The sequence below is a fragment of the Litoribrevibacter euphylliae genome (genome assembly GCF_042646085.1).
Classification (GTDB): domain Bacteria; phylum Pseudomonadota; class Gammaproteobacteria; order Pseudomonadales; family Litoribrevibacteraceae; genus Litoribrevibacter; species Litoribrevibacter euphylliae.
Map to the genome: position 1 here is coordinate 327,555 of NZ_JBHRSZ010000001.1, position 16,237 is coordinate 343,791.

16 protein-coding genes are annotated in these 16,237 nt (G+C 44.3%); 4 read left to right on the plus strand and 12 right to left on the minus strand.

Annotated elements, in window-relative coordinates:
- Positions 1–3: 3 nt before the first annotated feature.
- The 9 genes from ACFOEK_RS01345 to ACFOEK_RS01385 form a co-directional block, all read right to left on the minus strand.
- Positions 4–324: a TraR/DksA family transcriptional regulator gene (locus ACFOEK_RS01345; RefSeq protein ID WP_386715017.1), complete on the minus strand. Its 321-nt coding sequence runs from the start codon at positions 322–324 to the stop codon at positions 4–6.
- 246 nt (positions 325–570) lie between these two features.
- Positions 571–1,635 (minus strand): 50S ribosomal protein L11 methyltransferase, encoded by a 1,065-nt coding sequence (locus ACFOEK_RS01350; protein WP_386715020.1) that lies wholly within the window; start codon positions 1,633–1,635, stop codon positions 571–573.
- 11 nt (positions 1,636–1,646) lie between these two features.
- Positions 1,647–2,090, minus strand: a complete 444-nt coding sequence (locus ACFOEK_RS01355) for a DoxX family protein (RefSeq protein WP_386715023.1) — start codon at positions 2,088–2,090, stop codon at positions 1,647–1,649.
- A gap of 39 nt (positions 2,091–2,129) precedes the next feature.
- Complete coding sequence (locus ACFOEK_RS01360) at positions 2,130–2,381, minus strand: Rieske (2Fe-2S) protein (protein ID WP_386715026.1); 252 nt, start codon at positions 2,379–2,381, stop codon at positions 2,130–2,132.
- Positions 2,378–3,250 carry an iron-containing redox enzyme family protein gene (locus ACFOEK_RS01365; protein WP_386715029.1) on the minus strand — a complete coding sequence of 291 codons (873 nt, stop codon included), beginning with the start codon at positions 3,248–3,250 and terminating at the stop codon, positions 2,378–2,380. The genes ACFOEK_RS01360 and ACFOEK_RS01365 overlap by 4 nt, the downstream gene beginning before the upstream one ends.
- 11 nt (positions 3,251–3,261) lie before the next feature.
- Positions 3,262–4,065, minus strand: a complete 804-nt coding sequence (locus tag ACFOEK_RS01370; RefSeq protein ID WP_386715032.1) for a dihydrodipicolinate synthase family protein — start codon at positions 4,063–4,065, stop codon at positions 3,262–3,264.
- The gene (locus ACFOEK_RS01375; protein WP_386715035.1) at positions 4,055–4,609 is read right to left on the minus strand and encodes a DUF6190 family protein; all 555 of its coding nucleotides are present in this window, start codon (positions 4,607–4,609) and stop codon (positions 4,055–4,057) included. The genes ACFOEK_RS01370 and ACFOEK_RS01375 overlap by 11 nt, the downstream gene beginning before the upstream one ends.
- On the minus strand, positions 4,593–5,822 hold the full coding sequence (locus ACFOEK_RS01380) for a hypothetical protein (RefSeq protein ID WP_386715038.1): 1,230 nt from the start codon (positions 5,820–5,822) through the stop codon (positions 4,593–4,595). The genes ACFOEK_RS01375 and ACFOEK_RS01380 overlap by 17 nt, the downstream gene beginning before the upstream one ends.
- A 268-nt stretch (positions 5,823–6,090) precedes the next feature.
- The gene (locus ACFOEK_RS01385) at positions 6,091–6,780 is read right to left on the minus strand and encodes a glutathione S-transferase family protein (RefSeq protein ID WP_386715040.1); all 690 of its coding nucleotides are present in this window, start codon (positions 6,778–6,780) and stop codon (positions 6,091–6,093) included.
- A 346-nt stretch (positions 6,781–7,126) separates the two neighbouring features.
- On the opposite strand from ACFOEK_RS01385, the gene ACFOEK_RS01390 reads away from it, so the two are divergent.
- Positions 7,127–8,044 carry a LysR family transcriptional regulator gene (locus ACFOEK_RS01390; protein ID WP_386715043.1) on the plus strand — a complete coding sequence of 306 codons (918 nt, stop codon included), beginning with the start codon at positions 7,127–7,129 and terminating at the stop codon, positions 8,042–8,044.
- A 101-nt stretch (positions 8,045–8,145) separates the two neighbouring features.
- On the opposite strand, the gene ACFOEK_RS01395 is transcribed toward ACFOEK_RS01390, so the two are convergent.
- A complete protein-coding gene (locus ACFOEK_RS01395; protein ID WP_386715046.1) occupies positions 8,146–9,273 on the minus strand; it encodes a hypothetical protein in 1,128 nt (375 codons plus the stop codon).
- A 335-nt stretch (positions 9,274–9,608) separates the two neighbouring features.
- On the opposite strand from ACFOEK_RS01395, the gene msrA reads away from it, so the two are divergent.
- Positions 9,609–10,142, plus strand: a complete 534-nt coding sequence (gene msrA, locus ACFOEK_RS01400; protein ID WP_386715049.1) for a peptide-methionine (S)-S-oxide reductase MsrA — start codon at positions 9,609–9,611, stop codon at positions 10,140–10,142.
- 107 nt (positions 10,143–10,249) lie between these two features.
- Positions 10,250–10,507 carry a DUF4404 family protein gene (locus ACFOEK_RS01405; RefSeq protein ID WP_386715052.1) on the plus strand — a complete coding sequence of 86 codons (258 nt, stop codon included), beginning with the start codon at positions 10,250–10,252 and terminating at the stop codon, positions 10,505–10,507.
- Positions 10,508–10,598: 91 nt separating this feature from the next.
- Here the strand turns inward: ACFOEK_RS01405 and ACFOEK_RS01410 are convergent, their stop codons facing one another.
- On the minus strand, positions 10,599–10,895 hold the full coding sequence (locus tag ACFOEK_RS01410) for a c-type cytochrome (protein ID WP_386715055.1): 297 nt from the start codon (positions 10,893–10,895) through the stop codon (positions 10,599–10,601).
- A gap of 80 nt (positions 10,896–10,975) precedes the next feature.
- Positions 10,976–13,960, minus strand: coding sequence for an EAL domain-containing protein (locus tag ACFOEK_RS01415; RefSeq protein ID WP_386715058.1), 2,985 nt, complete (start codon positions 13,958–13,960; stop codon positions 10,976–10,978).
- Positions 13,961–14,161: 201 nt separating this feature from the next.
- On the opposite strand from ACFOEK_RS01415, the gene ACFOEK_RS01420 reads away from it, so the two are divergent.
- The gene (locus tag ACFOEK_RS01420) at positions 14,162–16,189 is read left to right on the plus strand and encodes a CHASE2 domain-containing protein (protein ID WP_386715061.1); all 2,028 of its coding nucleotides are present in this window, start codon (positions 14,162–14,164) and stop codon (positions 16,187–16,189) included.
- The last annotated feature ends 48 nt before the right edge of the window (positions 16,190–16,237 follow it).

Sequence of the window (16,237 nt, forward strand, 5' to 3'; positions counted from 1 at the left end):
GTATTATTCTGCACAGCTAATACAGGTGGTAACAAAAGGAAGGGCATCCAGTCGAGCGGGATTAATTTCTTCGCCGCATTCACGACATAATCCATATTCTCCACTTTGGAGACGGGCTAGGGCTTGGTTAATAAGAATGAGCTCTTCTTTGCCTTCATGTTCTAAGGCGTGCAGGACGTCTAGATTTTCCTGCTCTGTGGCCTGCTCGCTAAAGTCCTGGCTCATAGGCTCAGAGCGGTTCAAGTCACTACTGATGGCATTTACTCGCCGTTCTATTTGCTCTTTTTGTTCGAGTAACTTCGTTTTTACATGATCCAAATCCATAAGCCACCTCCTAAAGATTGATGTGGTAACAGACAGCTAGTGTCATGTTTTGATCATCGCAAGTGTCGGGTTCTTAGGTATTGATGTATGTCAGAAATCAGCTGGGAATTTGCTTGTTCTAATGTTAAGTATATCCGATGAATAACAAGGTGTTAGAAATTCTTGAGGTGATCGCCGTAGATAAGCTTTGGCGCTGCAGGACACAGCGCCAAAGTGATTAGGGTGAGTGTTTTTGTAGTTAAGGTTTTATCTGGCAGGATTAAACACCCCTTCGTCCATGCATTGGTCAAAGCTGGCAACCGCGTTACCCTCACGCATGACCGTTCCTTTCCAACGATAAAACTGGCGGAAGGCTAAGGTGCACTTATCTTTTGGATAGTAACGACTAAAACTCAGAGAAATAATGTCGCCTTTTTGTACTTCTATGCGGTGTTCAATCGGAAGGTAAGCGTGTTTCCAGCTGTCTGAACAGCTTCTTTCCGTTAAACAGTCACCAGAAATATCAAGGCTGACATTGTCACTCAACGTCGCTACAAAGTAGCATTGAAAGCCTGTCAGAACGGCGTCTTTTTCAACCACAAAAGATCGTGACTTGTGATAACTGGATGATTGGCTCCAATCACCGTCATACCGCTGCAAAGCCTGCGGTTTACTGAGGCGGGAAGAGGCCAAAAGTACTGTATCATAGTAGAGATTGAAGCGATTATTGATGGCTTTTTGTGCCATCAGTTTTTCGAGTTTGTAGCTTGGATTAAGGGTTTTAATTGCTCCTTGTCGAATGGCTTCGTGGGCACTTTCAGACGTAACAGGTGCAATATAAGAACAGGCGTCTTTGGGCAGGCACTTGCCCTCTGGTTTCAGGAAACGGGCTATTGCATCGCTAATGATCGGCTGGAAGTCTTCATTATCTGCGATATTGCCTAAGATTTCTGAAATCAAGACATCAACCCGCTCCGGCAGCGTTACATCGTAAGAGAGTTTGTTGATGGCGATAAAGCGGTCGGCAAATTGGGTTTTAGCCAGTGATTGTTCTGCAATATTCAGAATGCTTGCATCTAATTCAATGGCGTAGACCTTACTGGCCCCAGCTTCAAGAGCCCACTGACTTAGGATGCCGGTACCGGCTCCTAAGTCGACAACGACATCCCCTGGTTTTACCGTCTCTTTGATGGCCTGTTCATACGCCTGCATTCGCAGGCGGTCATTGAGCATCAGCTGATGAAAAGATTCATCCCAATCCAATAGCACTTCAGAAAAGGGAAGCCATGGCTGATTCACTTGGTAGTCTGAGTAGGGAGAGTGATTAGACACAAGGATCCCCCTCAGTTAGTGGATTGCAATTTCAGGCCGTTCAACTCGTCCATCAAATTATCTTTGTTGGATTCTAAAGCGTATGCTCCCGGCCCAATGAGTGCTACGGCGGCTGCGATGAGAGCGAGAAACAGAGGATATTCCCAGCCACCGTTCTCTGCAGTAAATAGCCAACCGTTCCCCGCGTGGGCCCACGTTGCGCCGAGTAAAATAGGTGTCACTAATGCGGCTGACAATCGTGTCTTGTAGCCCACAATTAATGTAATGCCCGTAAGGGCTTCAATAAAGAAGACGGCATAAGCAAACCAGCTTGGTAAGCCGATTGATTCAAAATATCCGGCCGTGCCGGCTAGGGTAAATACCATGAGTTTCAGGTAAAGGCTGTGTGCTACCAGTACACATCCCAGTGACACGCGCATTAGTAATGCACCGTAAGGACTAAGATTTGAGTTCATTGTTGTATCTCCGTATTTATGAGGTTTCCATGTAAGTGATTAGTCACACTTGGTTGATGTTGTGATTGCTACCTTTAGTTTTCCACAGCTTGGACCTGCCACTTGCTCTCCGCTGTCAAATCTGAACACAGACTGGTGCAACGGACAGGAAACGGTTTTGGCGTGAAGGTTGATTTTTCCATGATCAAGCCTTCCCGAGCGATGTGGACAATGACGGGGAAGCTGGTAGCGTACCCCCTCATGTTCGATGATGAAGGTGCCTTCTTCTTTGTAATCAAGAATGTCTGTCATAGCGCCACCTTTGACTGGACAGCAGAGGACGCGGATTCATGACCGTTGGAGTGCAAGCCTTGGGCTTTTAAAACTGCTTGTTCGAATGCCTGATTGGTTACCAAACTGGCCAGTCGTACGCCATCCCAGGCTTTGCTGAAGTTCAGACTGTTACTTTGGTTCATTGCTTTAAGTAGGCGAAAACATTCTTTGGCGTGAAAATCATCGATGTGACAGTGTTCGCTGTAGTAATGATGATTCTCGATACCTAAGCGCGTACACGCTTGGGTGTAGCAGGGAAAGACCGATGGAATAATACTTTCCAGGTAAGTGAGTGCTCCCACGAAGTAAGATGCATCATCGGCTCTTAAGGTTAACCAATAGAACATGTTTACAAAGGCATAGCTGCTGCTTTCAATTTTATCGAAATAGAATGCGGCATCGTCGGGCATGCCTAATTCTTGCAACAACTTTTGATAGAGCATGGTATGTGTCTTGGCGGGGTTAGCCGAGCCGAACTCATCGATTAAGATTCGAAGCATTGGCATCTGTGCTGCCAGGGTTAAGCGAGGCATGATGGCATAGAATATCTGTGCTTCGGTGAGACCATCGAGTGCAAATTCCTGAACTAAAATGCGGAACTGTTCAAGCGACATGTGTTCTGAAACAAACAGGGCGCTTTCGGGTTCTTCAGAGGATTCTTGCGCAATAAATTGATTAACTTCATCCACCAAGTCGGAGTAGTTTTCAATCTCGGGCGTTGGCGCAAGGCTAGCAAGTGCGGAATTAATCCATTGAGCTTCAAACTCTAGATAGCTCGACTGATGTGCCTTGGCATGAACAACCTGCTCTCGGTTGTAATGATAGAGGTGCTGTTGGGTTAGCATCATTACAATTCCCCTTAAGCTGGTTCGATACAAGAACTGCTGGAGATCACACCAGCCTTGTTAAGGAATTGTTTGATGTATGCATACCAGTCTTCTGCGAACAACTGGTGCCTTTCACACAACGTGTTGATTTCAGACTTTAACTCGGACTTAACTTTGGGCGACTCATTCTGTGTCGCTTGCAGGCACAGTTTTGGATACAGGTTACTGAGCGAACAGATATTGCCATCGGCCAGTTCGTCATCGACGATTCGGTTTTCCCAACCTTGATAGACTTTCAAGCCATTGGCTTGAAGCAATGCTCGGATGGCATTGAACTCATCGGAGTTACTGGATTCTTTGATTCCAACGACATTCGACAACTCAGATATTTTGATCAGGGTTTCTGGCGTTGTCTTGTTGTTGGATAGCTCGGACTCGTTATAGATATAGAGGTCTCGGGGAAAGAGGTCATGCAGAGATTGGTAGTGAAGAAAGATCTCTTCTTGGCTTACCGATTCTCCGAATGGACTGGTGATGATAATGCCGTCAGCACCCAGTGTGTTGGCCAGTTTAGCGAAATGCATGACTTCCAGAGTCGTTGGCTTTTCAATGCCGGTAATAACGTTATGGTGAGGTGCATGTTTAATGGTGTATCGAACCATATCGCACCATTGTTCCTCACTCAGCTTCCAACCTTCGCCGGAAGTCAGACACGGAATATAGCCTTCGACAAATTCTTTAGAGCGATCAATCAAGGCTTTAACACTGTATTCGCATACTTGGTTATCTTCATTGATTGGGGTAATAAGTGGGATAAGCACGTTCTTACTTAACATAGTTCTCGCTTCCTTGAGAGATGGCGTTGTAAGGGAAAACTAAGACTTTCGACGTTTCGTACAGCGCATTGAGGGGAGAGCAAAATTCGCTTTGCTGATGAAGGTCTTCACTGTCGGTGTGAAATTCCCCTAAATACGGTTGGAATGCGTCTATTGCATGAATGACTGTATCGTGGGTGTATAAAATGCCATTACGATTAATCACTTGAGCTAATAGCAGCTTCTGTTGAACGCCCAGTGAAGGACTGTTCAGTAATGGATTACGCAATAGCTCTTCTAAATCGGTCGTGGTATAGCCAATTCTCTGAATATCCATTTCACTGTGTAGCACGTCCATGAAGGGGTAATAGTCGTCCTGAATGTGACGTTCGTATTGCCATACCAATTCATCGCACATGCCCACTTGTTCAAGGTTCATAAAGATTCGGTGGCTAAAGTACTCAGTGAAGAAACGCAACGATGATTGTCGTGTTAGTTCATCTTCTGAGTGCATGCCCATGAACAGAGATGCATCAATGAATATTTTTTTATTTGTTGAAGTCATTGATTACCTCGGCAGCAACTTTCATAGCACCTAAGAACATGTCTGAATTTCTGGCTAACGCGATGCGGATATAACGTTGTCCTCGTTCTGGATGCGCCCAGTAGAAATATTTGCCCGGAAGGACATACACATTGTGAGCTCGCAGGGTTTCTTGCAGTTGATCGGCATTAATTTCAGGATCGGTGATTTCGAACCAAGCGACGCTGGATTTAATTTGTGGCGGGCAGTACTTAAGCAGGCCGCTGTCCAGATATTGAATGGCAAGCTCACGGTTTTCGTCCAATACCTCGCGAACAGATGCGAAGTCATCCTTCATGCTGTCTTCCACGTACTGGGTGACCATTCGTAAAATAAACGGGGAAACATTCAGTAGAACACTGGTTAGAATGTTGTAGACATCATCATTAATGTCTTTGCTGGTTTGTAACGTAGAGCACTTAGCGTCTTGAATGGGCCAGGTTTTACCCGTGTCTTCCATGGCAATAAAGCTCACGCCGCTGCCTTCTAAAATTTCATAAACGTCATAACGCGTGCCACCGGATACTTTAATAAAGGCGCTGAAACAAAAGTCCATGATTAACAGTTTGTTGTAATCACAGCAGAACCGGACCAGTTCTGAGAAGGCTTCGCTGCTTTCAGAAAAAATGCTGAAACCTGTTGGATTATTTGGATCAACAATAAAGATCGCATCCAGGCACAGCGCATGTTTGACCATGTTGTCGTAAATAGTGGCTGGGTCCGAAAACAGAGATTCATCTAACGGAGACAGTGGCACTCGCATATGTTTCATTAAGTCGTGCAGGTTATCGAAACAAGGCTCGATAAGACCCACACTTAGCTCTCGTTGCATTAGATAGGTTGCGGTAATGTGCATTGAGATGGAAGCGGCGTAGACCAGATAGATTTCGTCTTTACGCTTCAACGCCGTGGTCTGACCGTGCATGGTATAGAACTTTTCAATAAATTCTTGTTCACACTCATACTGGGTCTTCTCTTCTGCGGAATACCACAAGTTAGGCAGGTCGCTAACTATCTGCTTTTGAGACGCACTTTGGCTTTGGTGGGTATGAGCATCGGCAAGATTGTATTCCGTTTTCAATGCTTCAATTTCATGCTGAGTGATGTCCAGCAGTGTGTGGGTTGAAGGCTTTTTGATACCTGAATCAGCAACGTCTTGTTGCGTTGGTTGTTTCTCTAATACTGCATTATCCATAATGGCCTCCTGCCACGTTAATCAATTAAAGGAGATGACTTTGTCACGATGACTTAGCCATCTGGTAAAAGGTGATAAGCAAATTGAGACAACTGCGTATTTTTCTTTTTTTAGTAAGAAAACCTGCTCTTCAATGTGTTCCTGATACTAGCAATAAACCTTTTTAATTAATTGATTCTACGGACGTTTTTTGTGCAAACGGGAATTGCAGAAATGCCAAACTCAGGGCGAATGTTCTTACCCCCCGAAGGGGTAAGAAACTGTACATCTAGGCGTGGCTGAGTTCTGGCTGTTGAGCTTCAATCCGTTCGGAGATGTAACTGTGACGATTCAGTAAGAAGGTTGTTAGACGTTGAGGATAATCGGACGAAACGGCTTCTTGAATCGAACGTCGTTGAGACAAGTTTGATCGCCACTGTTTGACCTGATCAAGATTGTTAAAGAGATCTTGTTCAAGGTAAGAGTCCATGACATCAAAGTAACGAAAAACTGGGCCGAATGCGGCATCTGTCATGCAAAACTCAGAACCGGAAAAATAAGGTAAAACAATTTCGTGTTCTAAGCGTTCGAACTTGAGCCTCAGTTGTTCTATGGCGCTCAAGAAGGCTTGGTGATCTTTGGCATTATAGAGTTGTCCGATGTTGTTGAGTATTTGTGAGGCAAACTCATTCCAGGATCTATGTTTTGCTTTTTGCAAGCTGTCCTCAGGATGCAATGAACCTGGTGTAGTCTCATTTAAATATTCACAGATCACCATAGACTCAAACAGAATCTGGCCATTTACTTTGAGTAGTGGCACTTTTCCGGTTGGCGAGATGGCTTTGAACCAGTTTGGCTTGTTCCCTAGGTCGATGTAGGTTCGTTTATGGGGAATGTTCTTTTCTGTCAGTACGATAACGGAACGTTGAACATAAGGGCATAGATGATGGCTTACGAGTTCAATGTGCTGGTGTGTCATGGCCGGTAACTCCGATTAACTGGCTTTGCTCAATAACAGCGCTTGGCGTGTTATTGATTCATGGGATCAATAGACGGACTTAAAACGGCGAGGGGAAATTGGTCGTCAGTGATGTTCTTGGCATCCAATAAGAGACCCAGTTTGCTTTTATAAGCCTTTCTATTTATTAACAATTTTATCGGAAACTTATATAGGTCATGATTGCAATAATGAGGATGGCATTTGCAGTTTTGTGTGTTGACAGAAATAAGTCGCATTTCACTCAATGGTGCAAGCGTATTTGAATAGATTATTAATAAAAAACGCATTGATGGTGACATCAAGGGCAAAAAGGTTGGAACAAGGAATGATAAAACTCGATCACTTAAACTGGGATGATTTGAAGTATCTGGTGGCGGTTTCTCGTAATGAATCATTAGCCAAAGCGGCTGAAGTATTAAAGGTAAATCACTCAACGGTCTTTCGACGGATTAATAATCTTGAGGAAGCGCTCGGTGCAAAGGTCTTTATCCGTGGTTCAGATGGTTATCGTTTGTCCGAATTAGGTATGGATATCTTGAGCCACGCAGAGAATATTGTTGATCGTGTGGCGGACATTCAGTTGGTGTTGGACAACCAAAATAATGGCTTATACGGTCAGATTAATCTGACTGTTCCTCATAACTTCGGTTACTGCTTTTTGCCGGGGTATATTCGGGAATTTCAGGGGCTGCATCCCGAGATCATCGTTAATCTTCATGTTACAAATGACGATTGTAATTTATCCAAACGGGAGGCCGATCTGGCCATTCGAGCGTGTCCGGCTCCGCCAGACTATCTGGTGGGCAAGCATTTGCTTACTCTTCGCTGGTCGGCCTATGCGTCTGAGGAATATTTGCAATACCATGGAACACCGAAGGATGTGTCAGAATTAATAAGCCATAAACTAATCAGTAGTCATATCGATTTACTGACTTTACCGGCATTCAAATGGATACGTGAGAATGTCCCGGCTGGAAACATTACCGCTCGAAGTAATGATTTGGTGTCTATGTCTGCGTTAGCTGAAGCGGGGGTGGGCGTTGCCATTTTACCTGATGATCAGGCCAAATCGACGCTCGTGAGACTCTTCACCATCGACTTCATTCATCCGAGTAATATTTGGCTGCTCTATCACCCAGATATGAGAAGTTGCCAACGATTAAAAGTCTTCAAAGAGTTTTTGGTGGAAAAGTTACGCAATGAACCAAGGTTGCAAGCGTTTAATTCTCGGGAAGAATCTTGACGGTACGGTATTGAACAACCTATTTGAGTGGAAAACTTAAGGCATACCTCAGTCTTAATAGGTACGCCCTAAATTTATGGTTTAACGCTTGTTAGTTCAAATTAAAAGTTTTCGCGTTTGGCATTGCGAAGCGTCCAAACATAATCCAAGCCAACGTAGGGAATCGGGCTGCCATTGTTATCCAGGAAAAGAGTTGGGTTTAAAGCGCCAATGTGTCCCATAGGTAAACCGTTTTCATTGGTGCCTTCGGTAATTGGAATTGGCATAGAATCGCCCGATTCGCCTTTGACGGCCAGTGCGTGACAGCTGATGCACGACATGGATTCCTGATCCAAAACGCCTTCAAGATGAGAGTTTACTAAGATCGTAGGATTTCCTCGGTTATCCACAATTTCTGTCTGAGTTCCACGAAGTCGGTAGTTTTCCCATTTGGTTCCTTCCAGGCCATAACCTTCGGGTATTTGGTTACATGCTAAGTTGGAAGGAGGACAAGCGGCGCTGTCCTTGGATGGAACTACCCAACCAGGAAATGCTTCAGGATAAGTGAGGTTCCAACGTGTGTTGTTATCCACATGTTCAAAGGTCGCCCAAAACCAGGTTGGAAAATCCTTTGAGGCAATATGAATGGCAGATAATCCGAAAATGATAACTTCGTCATCACGTTCCACCTCAACCCAGTGATAAAACGGCTTATCCGCTTCTTCAATTTTTACCCAGCCTGCTTTGACGGTTTTTGATCCCAGAGGGAAATCAATGTCGGTCACGCCGTCTTGTGCTAAGCGTTCTTGTTCGTCCAAGCTGTAGAGTTGTTTTGAGCGAATGAAGCGGTACGCTTTTTTATTGATGCGTACGGCTTCATCGTCAAAGTTACTGTAATTGCCTTCTGGATAAGAATAAAAGCCGCCGTCGTTGCAACCTTCACGCCAGCGAGGTGGGCGAACTGCACCATCTAGAAAGGTTTCTTCCCGCGATTGCCAGACTTCCCAAACAGTTAACCCGTCGTCCCCAAGCGCTTTGTGACGGGCTGGGCCACAATTTGATAAATCGGCAGGGTGGTTCAAGTCTGTGAATAACTGCCAAGCGTATTGATCCGAAAAGTTGAGGGCTGCATTGGTGTTATACCCTGAAATAGACTGTTGCAGGGTATCTTTCTTATCTGCCATTGCAACACTGGTCATAGCCAAACTCAGCACACAAGAGACACTAATCACTTTTTTTAAACGTTTCATTATTATACCTATTCCGTTAGTTAGTAGTGATTGCAACACTAGCAGTCTAGGATGGCAGAAAAAATCAATGAGAGGTCTAAGCGATGCAAGTGGTGATTGCACAAATGCAAGGTGCGACATTGATGGTTTCGGATGGGCTTCTAAACTTATGGGTAAGCCTTTCATTTGTTGATTTGTTGCTGTTTTCCGTCTGTTAAAGCATGGTTTGAGCGAGAAAAGGTAGATGGTTGACAGTTAATACTAACGGTTGAGGATTGTATGCAAGGGGTTCCCTTAGCATCAGCCGTGTTTTCTAATTTGGTAGACGTTCGAGTGAAAAACAAGAGGGTGAGTGTATGGCGATTGAGGTAATCACATTAGGTGGTGGCTGCTTTTGGTGTATTGAAAGTGCATTGCGCATGATAAAAGGTGTACTTTCTGCTAAGTCCGGTTATTCAGGCGGTGAAACAAAGACACCGACTTATCGTGATGTCTGTTCGGGCAGTACCGGCCACGCCGAGGTAGTACAGGTGGAGTTCGATAATAGAATTGTTGACCTTGAAACGGTTCTGAAAGCGTTTTTTGCTCTACATGATCCAACCACGTTAAACCGACAGGGTGCAGACATTGGCACTCAATATCGTTCGGTCATTTTTTATCGTGATGAGACGCAAAAACACATTGCCGAACAGGTGATTCAAACATTAAGTGATGAAGCGATTTGGCCTGATCCAATCGTGACTGAACTAAGCCAGTTCGATGAGTTTTTTGAGGCTGAGGCATACCACCAGGACTACTATGCTCAAAATCCTACTGAGCGCTACTGTCAGTTGGTAATACAGCCTAAGCTGAGGAAATTCATGATGGATCATCAAGCGCTTTTAACCTGATATTGATCAGGGGCAGAGTTATCAGAAAGAGCTATGCTCTATGTATTAAGGGATTAATGGATAAAGGATTAAGAGTTAAAGGATGGTGAATAGAGGAGTAAGTAGGCATGCCTAAACAGACGTTAAAACAGGCGTTATCCGAACTCAAAGAAAGCCTGGATAACAGCTCAGTAGAGGATACTGAAAAAGTTGAGAGTTTAGCGGATCGTATTGAGCATCAATTGGAATACAAAGATGTGTCAGATTGGGATGAAGACTTGGTTTCAGAGCTGGAGCAGCAGGTCATCGCTTTTGAAGATCAACACCCAATGATCTCTGGTGCCTTAAGAAGCATCGTTAACGCGTTAAATTCTATCGGGGTGTAATTCCACTTTTCAGGCGTTCCTGAAATGCTAAAACCGGGTTGTATTCAGACCCGGTTTTTTATGAACATAAATAACGGTGGCTATTAAGCCATTACTTTAGCGAGGCGTAGTAAGCAGCGATGTTCGCAATATCTGCATCACTCAGTGGTTTTGCCATTGATCCCATAATAGGATCGGCACGCGTTCCGTCTTTAAAGGCTTTTAGCTGCTTCGCAAGGTATCCGGCTTTTTGTCCTGCCAAATTAGGATAAGTATCCATGATGCCGATGCCGTTAGAGCCGTGACAACCTGCGCAGGTTGCTGACTTTGCTTTACCCGCGGCAACATCTGCTGCTTGAACTGATCCGGCTAAAGCTGCCAGTGCTAACACGCTAATTAGTTTTTTCATTATCTTCTCCTGATCAAAGAAAGTATCCAATACCCAAATCACAATCAGGAGCGTATCAATCAATGCACAAAGGTTATTTGTTACAGATCAATGGTTTCACTAATAAGGTCACTTAATGGGCCAGGTTTTGCGATGCCGTAACCTTGGCTGTATTCCACACCGATGTCGTGAATAATTTCAAGTACCGTATCGTTTTCAACGAATTCGGCAATGGTGGTCATACCTAAGGCTCTCGCCACTTCATTAATCGACTTCACAATGGTCTTGTCGATGTGGTTATTTGCTATGTCACGAATAAAGCTGCCATCGATCTTGAGGACATTGAAGGGCAAGGTTTTTAAGTAGCTGTAAGAAGCGAAGCCGGCGCCAAAATCATCGAGCGCCAAATTGAAACCTTGATCTCTTAATGAACGAAGTAACGGCAGAGTTTTATCCATATTCACAATGGCGCTGCTTTCTGTGACTTCGAAACAAATTTTGTGCGTCGGAATGTTCTTATCGGTAAAACAGCGGGTAATGGCATTAACTGTAGCGACGTCGTTAATGGTGGCTGGGCTGAGGTTTATGGACACGCATTTGAGAATGTCTAGCTGTTCTGGGTTTTTGACCAGCCAATCGCAGTAATTAGTCACAACCCAAAGATCAATAGCAGGCATGAGGTTATAGCGCTCCGCTGCCGGTAGAAACAGACCGGGGGGGAGGATCTCATGGGCTTGATTGGTCATGCGAACCAGAATTTCATAGTACTGACAAAATTTCGGTTTGTTAGTTGGAACAATCGCTTGTTGATAAATGACGAAGTTGCCGTGTTCAAGCGCGTGATTAATTTCTGAAACGCGATGCATCTCAGATTTTAGTGCTTGAGCTTCGCCTTTTTCATGGTCGTAAATGTGTATGCTGTTTCGGCCTTGGTCTTTTGCGGCAAAGCAGGCCGTATCCGCCAAACTCAACACGTATTCGACAGAGCCACAATCATCGTTAATAGAAACAATGCCGATACTGGCGCCTAAGGTAAAGACTTGCTCATCCCAGGCAAACTGATAGTCGCTGATCATTTGACGCATGTTTTCAGCAAACTGATAACTGTGTTCTTCGTCGTAACCGGATAGCACAATCGCGAACTCATCACCACCTAGACGAGCCAAACAAGAGCCTAACGGAATCATCTCACTCATCGCGGTGGTGAGGTCTTTTAGTAGCACATCACCGGCGGTATGGCCGCAGGTATCATTCACTACTTTGAATTGATCCAGATCGATATAAACCACTGAGGAGGTTAATTGTTTTTTGCGGAATCCTTGAATAGCATCTTCCAGCGCAGTCATAAATTTACGGCGGTTGAACAGCCCGGTAAGAGGATCATGTTGTGCGAGGTATTCCAGCTTTAATTGGCTCTCTTTAGACTCAGTAATATCAAGCATGGCACCGGTTAGGACTTCCATGTTGACGTTCTTACTTTTCTCTTTTCTTACATAGATGGCTGCCCAGAAGTTGTCGCCATCGGCTCGCCGTCCTTTGAGTTCATAGCCTTGCACTGAGCCGGTTTCCCGTACCTTTTTCAGAATATTAACTAAATCTGATGCGGCAAAAACCTGTTTTGTATCGATGGATTTTTTCAGCAGGTCGATGTTGTCGTAGCCCAACATTTGGCAAAAGGCCGGATTGGCTTCCACCAGCTCACCTTTGGCGGTAATAGTAAAAATACCTTCCAAAGAGTTTTGGAAGAGGTCGTAAAACTTCTCCATTAACTTTAAAGACGTTGATTGCGCTTCTTCTTGGCTTCTTTTAGCTCGATTGATTCGATTAGCCAGAGAAAACGAGAGTAAAAAGAGGCCGATTAATGAGGTATAGAGCAATAAGTACTCAGTGGAATCATTGCGCGGAAGGATGTTGAGTCGGTTGAAAATAATCATGCTGCCACCGAACAGAAAAAAGCTCCATGACATAGCAAATAGGCGGACACCCGGTACTTTAGTAATCCAAAAGTGAAAGCTTAAAACGGTAATCACCAGAATGGTGAATAAGACGATACAAAAGGCGATGCTAATACGGGTTGAGTGATCCAGTAGAAACGTCGAGAGTATGATCCAGCCGCCCAATGCCGCCATCGTGGTACAAATGTAGTAATAGGTTTTCGAAAGAATCTTGAGCTGCATCGTTACGACAGGTAATAGGGCTCCAGATATCGTCATGATACCGATGAATATGGTCATCCATTTTTCGTTCCACACTTGTAGGTCGAGTCCAAGGTATTGAACCGACAAGCCTGAAGAAATACTGACTAGAGCCGAAATGCTGATCGCAAAGATTGCAAACAGTAGATAGGTTTTTTCACTGACTGAGATATAGAGAAAAATATTGTAGATACCCAGCGCCGCAAGAATGCCGATAACAGCAAAAAGCAGTGATTGGCTGATTAGCCGGTTTTCATAGAATGAGGTCTCATTCCATAGCGTGATTGGGGCTTGGATGAAGCCGTCATTCTGTAATCTTAAATATAGAGTTAAGGATTCTTGTGGCTCCAATTGAATGGGGAAGGCAAACGCGGAATCACGAATTGGTCGGGTTTCGAATGGATATATGCTACCTGTTCGGAAGTGTCTTGAAAAACTGTCTGAACCTTCAAATTGGTAAAAGGCTTCAACGTAATCGAGCAGGGCGTAATCCAGATGAAGGATTTTTTTGACGCTCTGAAATTCGTCGTTTTTTAGACTTAGACGTAACCAGATATCTCCCGATACAATCGAAAAGCTAGGAACATCTTTCTGACTTTTCTGCCATTCGCTGGTCGGAAGGTTAAGAATCTCTGATGCGGTGTGTTCTGCCGGTGACACATAATAACTGATGTACGAGCCCAAGCTTTCATTGTCGGACGAAATCTTAATTGAATAACTATCGGCGGTATCAGCATGAACTTGCTGGCTAACAAATAAAGATGCACAGCACAGCATGACAGCGAAAGCAAACCAAGCCAAACGAGTGTAACGGCTTGTTAGGTGCTCAGGTAAATTGGTGGCGTCCTGTTGAGAAAGTAGAACGTCACTGAAAGGATGAGATGAACGCATGAGATCTAATTTGTTGTTATAAAATTATTCGCTATTTATTTCACTAGCAGTGCTAGACTGAGGGTAACGCATTACTCTTGCTCAGGGTAGTCTAAAAACACGGATGTACATGTTTTAATAGGATTTTTTGTGAAGCTTAACCAGTTTACGTCGCTTTTTCCCTATCGCTTGGTGTGTTTTCTCATAATAGCTTCATTGTCAATGATGCTTTATCAGTTCCAGCCTCCTTTGCTGGAACGTGTTGCTGCGGGATTTGATGACATAAAAACGGTAGTTCGCCATCGTATGGGGATGGCACCTCTGCCTCATGAAGACGTGGTTGTGGTCACCATTGATGAGCCGAGTATTAATGAATATGGACGTTGGCCATGGGATCGACGCCTCATGGCAGATTTGTTCGAGAAATTATCCCCCGCTTCAGTCGTGGTGCTTGATATTGTGTTTTCGGAGCCTTCGAATGCCGAATCAGATCAGATTATGATCGATCAAATCTCGGATAATAATAATGTCATTCTGGGGTATTTTCTACGTAACGAAGCCACAGAGCACAGCGATGATGAAGCCTTGGATTACCTCGAAGAATGTGCTTATTTTGATTATGAATTAAAAGCGGATACGGTCAGAGTCCGCGAATTTCCTTTTTCCGAACTGAATATCTCTCCGGTGGCGGATGCCGCGATGACGTGTGGTGTGTTCACCACCGAGCCAGATGCCGATGGTTTATATCGCCATTATCCCATTGCTTACATTCATGAAGGTTTTCTGTTGCCGCCGATTGGTATTCAGGCGGTTCGTCAACACCTCAATCGGGAAGCCAAACTGGTTTTGGATGATGACGGTGTGGATTATTTCGAGCTGGATCACGCTCAATTGAAAGGGCAGAACTTCATTAGAATCAACTTTAATGAAGATGTGAATCAATGGTCAGCAAAAGATGTCATCTCCGGCGTCATTCCTGAAGAGAACATCAAAGACAAGATTGTGATTATTGGTGTGACGGAAGTAGGCGTGTTTGATATGCGTCCGACGCCGATTGATGCAGTGACACCAGGGGTCTTTCTGCATGCCATGGCCACCAGCAATTTATTGAATGGAAATCTAATGAAAGAATCGCCGACGCTCGATTGGTCGGGAATTATTATTGGCCTGCTGACCATACTCCTGCTCAGTTACATAGGGAATCCTAATGTACGCATTCCTTTGTATGTTCTGAGTATTGTGACTGTGGTTGGTATTTCTTGGTTTTCGTACTTTCAAGCAAATGTCTGGCTGCGAGAGTTCTATGTCGCGTCTCCTATGATTGGTCTGGCGGTAGTCATTGAATTGTTTTCTGCGATTAAAGCCGATCAACAAAATCGTCAGATTAAAGACGCGTTTTCCTCGTATGTGTCTTCGGAATTGGTTGGAGAAATCTTAAAAGATCCGGAGAACCTTAAATTAGGTGGTGATGAAAAAGAAATTTCGGTGTTGTTTTCAGATCTCAGAAACTTCACTTCTATGTCCGAAAAGCTGTCACCAATCGAACTGGTTTCTTTGCTTAATCAAATTTTTGATCCGATGACGGAAGCGATTCTAAAAGAAAAGGGCATGCTTGATAAGTACATTGGTGATGCGATCATGGCCATTTTCAATGCACCGATTTCTCTGGATGCTCATGGTGAACGAGCGATTCAAGCGGCTTTGGCCATGGTGGATGTGAAAGAACAAAAGAATCTGTCTTTGATTGAGCAAGGGTTACCAACCATTGAAATCGGTATTGGCGTGAATACTGGTCCAGCGGTTGTTGGTAACATGGGCTCTCAGTTACGCTTTAGTTATACCGCCATTGGTGATGCAGTGAATTTAGCTTCTCGTCTGGAGGGAATGAATAAACCTTATGGCACACGGATTCTGATCAGTGAAAACACCAAAAACACGCTTCAAGAGCCTTATCAGGGGTATTTGTTGCGTCGGATTGACCGTATCCGCGTGGCGGGCAAAACGGAACCGGTCACCATTTATGAAGTTATGACGGACACAGAACAAAATCAGCGTTTGTCCGATCGTTTTGAAATGGCTCTGAATGATTATTTCGCCCAGTCCTTTCAATCCGGTGTGAATCAATTCAAAGCGCTGGTGGACGAGTTCGATGACGGAGCTTCGAATTACTTTGCACAACGGTGTCAGCAGTGTATTGATGAGCCGCCAGGAGATGATTGGGATGGCGTGACCAGCTTTAAGAAAGGATGATGATTTAAGGCACGAATACTAGGTGTTAAAACATATGTTCAGTGAGGA

What these genes read in the sequence shown, in the direction of transcription:
- ACFOEK_RS01355 (WP_386715023.1), bottom strand. Translation starts at nt 2,090, where the DNA reads ATGAACTCAAATCTTAGTCCTTACGGTGCATTACTAATGCGCGTGTCA.
- ACFOEK_RS01420 (WP_386715061.1), top strand. Translation starts at nt 14,162, where the DNA reads ATGATGCTTTATCAGTTCCAGCCTCCTTTGCTGGAACGTGTTGCTGCG.
- ACFOEK_RS01370 (WP_386715032.1), bottom strand. Translation starts at nt 4,065, where the DNA reads ATGTTAAGTAAGAACGTGCTTATCCCACTTATTACCCCAATCAATGAA.
- ACFOEK_RS01410 (WP_386715055.1), bottom strand. Translation starts at nt 10,895, where the DNA reads ATGAAAAAACTAATTAGCGTGTTAGCACTGGCAGCTTTAGCCGGATCA.
- ACFOEK_RS01390 (WP_386715043.1), top strand. Translation starts at nt 7,127, where the DNA reads ATGATAAAACTCGATCACTTAAACTGGGATGATTTGAAGTATCTGGTG.
- ACFOEK_RS01380 (WP_386715038.1), bottom strand. Translation starts at nt 5,822, where the DNA reads ATGGATAATGCAGTATTAGAGAAACAACCAACGCAACAAGACGTTGCT.
- ACFOEK_RS01345 (WP_386715017.1), bottom strand. Translation starts at nt 324, where the DNA reads ATGGATTTGGATCATGTAAAAACGAAGTTACTCGAACAAAAAGAGCAA.
- ACFOEK_RS01395 (WP_386715046.1), bottom strand. Translation starts at nt 9,273, where the DNA reads ATGAAACGTTTAAAAAAAGTGATTAGTGTCTCTTGTGTGCTGAGTTTG.
- msrA (WP_386715049.1), top strand. Translation starts at nt 9,609, where the DNA reads ATGGCGATTGAGGTAATCACATTAGGTGGTGGCTGCTTTTGGTGTATT.
- ACFOEK_RS01385 (WP_386715040.1), bottom strand. Translation starts at nt 6,780, where the DNA reads ATGACACACCAGCACATTGAACTCGTAAGCCATCATCTATGCCCTTAT.
- ACFOEK_RS01375 (WP_386715035.1), bottom strand. Translation starts at nt 4,609, where the DNA reads ATGACTTCAACAAATAAAAAAATATTCATTGATGCATCTCTGTTCATG.
- ACFOEK_RS01365 (WP_386715029.1), bottom strand. Translation starts at nt 3,250, where the DNA reads ATGATGCTAACCCAACAGCACCTCTATCATTACAACCGAGAGCAGGTT.
- ACFOEK_RS01360 (WP_386715026.1), bottom strand. Translation starts at nt 2,381, where the DNA reads ATGACAGACATTCTTGATTACAAAGAAGAAGGCACCTTCATCATCGAA.
- ACFOEK_RS01415 (WP_386715058.1), bottom strand. Translation starts at nt 13,960, where the DNA reads ATGCGTTCATCTCATCCTTTCAGTGACGTTCTACTTTCTCAACAGGAC.
- ACFOEK_RS01405 (WP_386715052.1), top strand. Translation starts at nt 10,250, where the DNA reads ATGCCTAAACAGACGTTAAAACAGGCGTTATCCGAACTCAAAGAAAGC.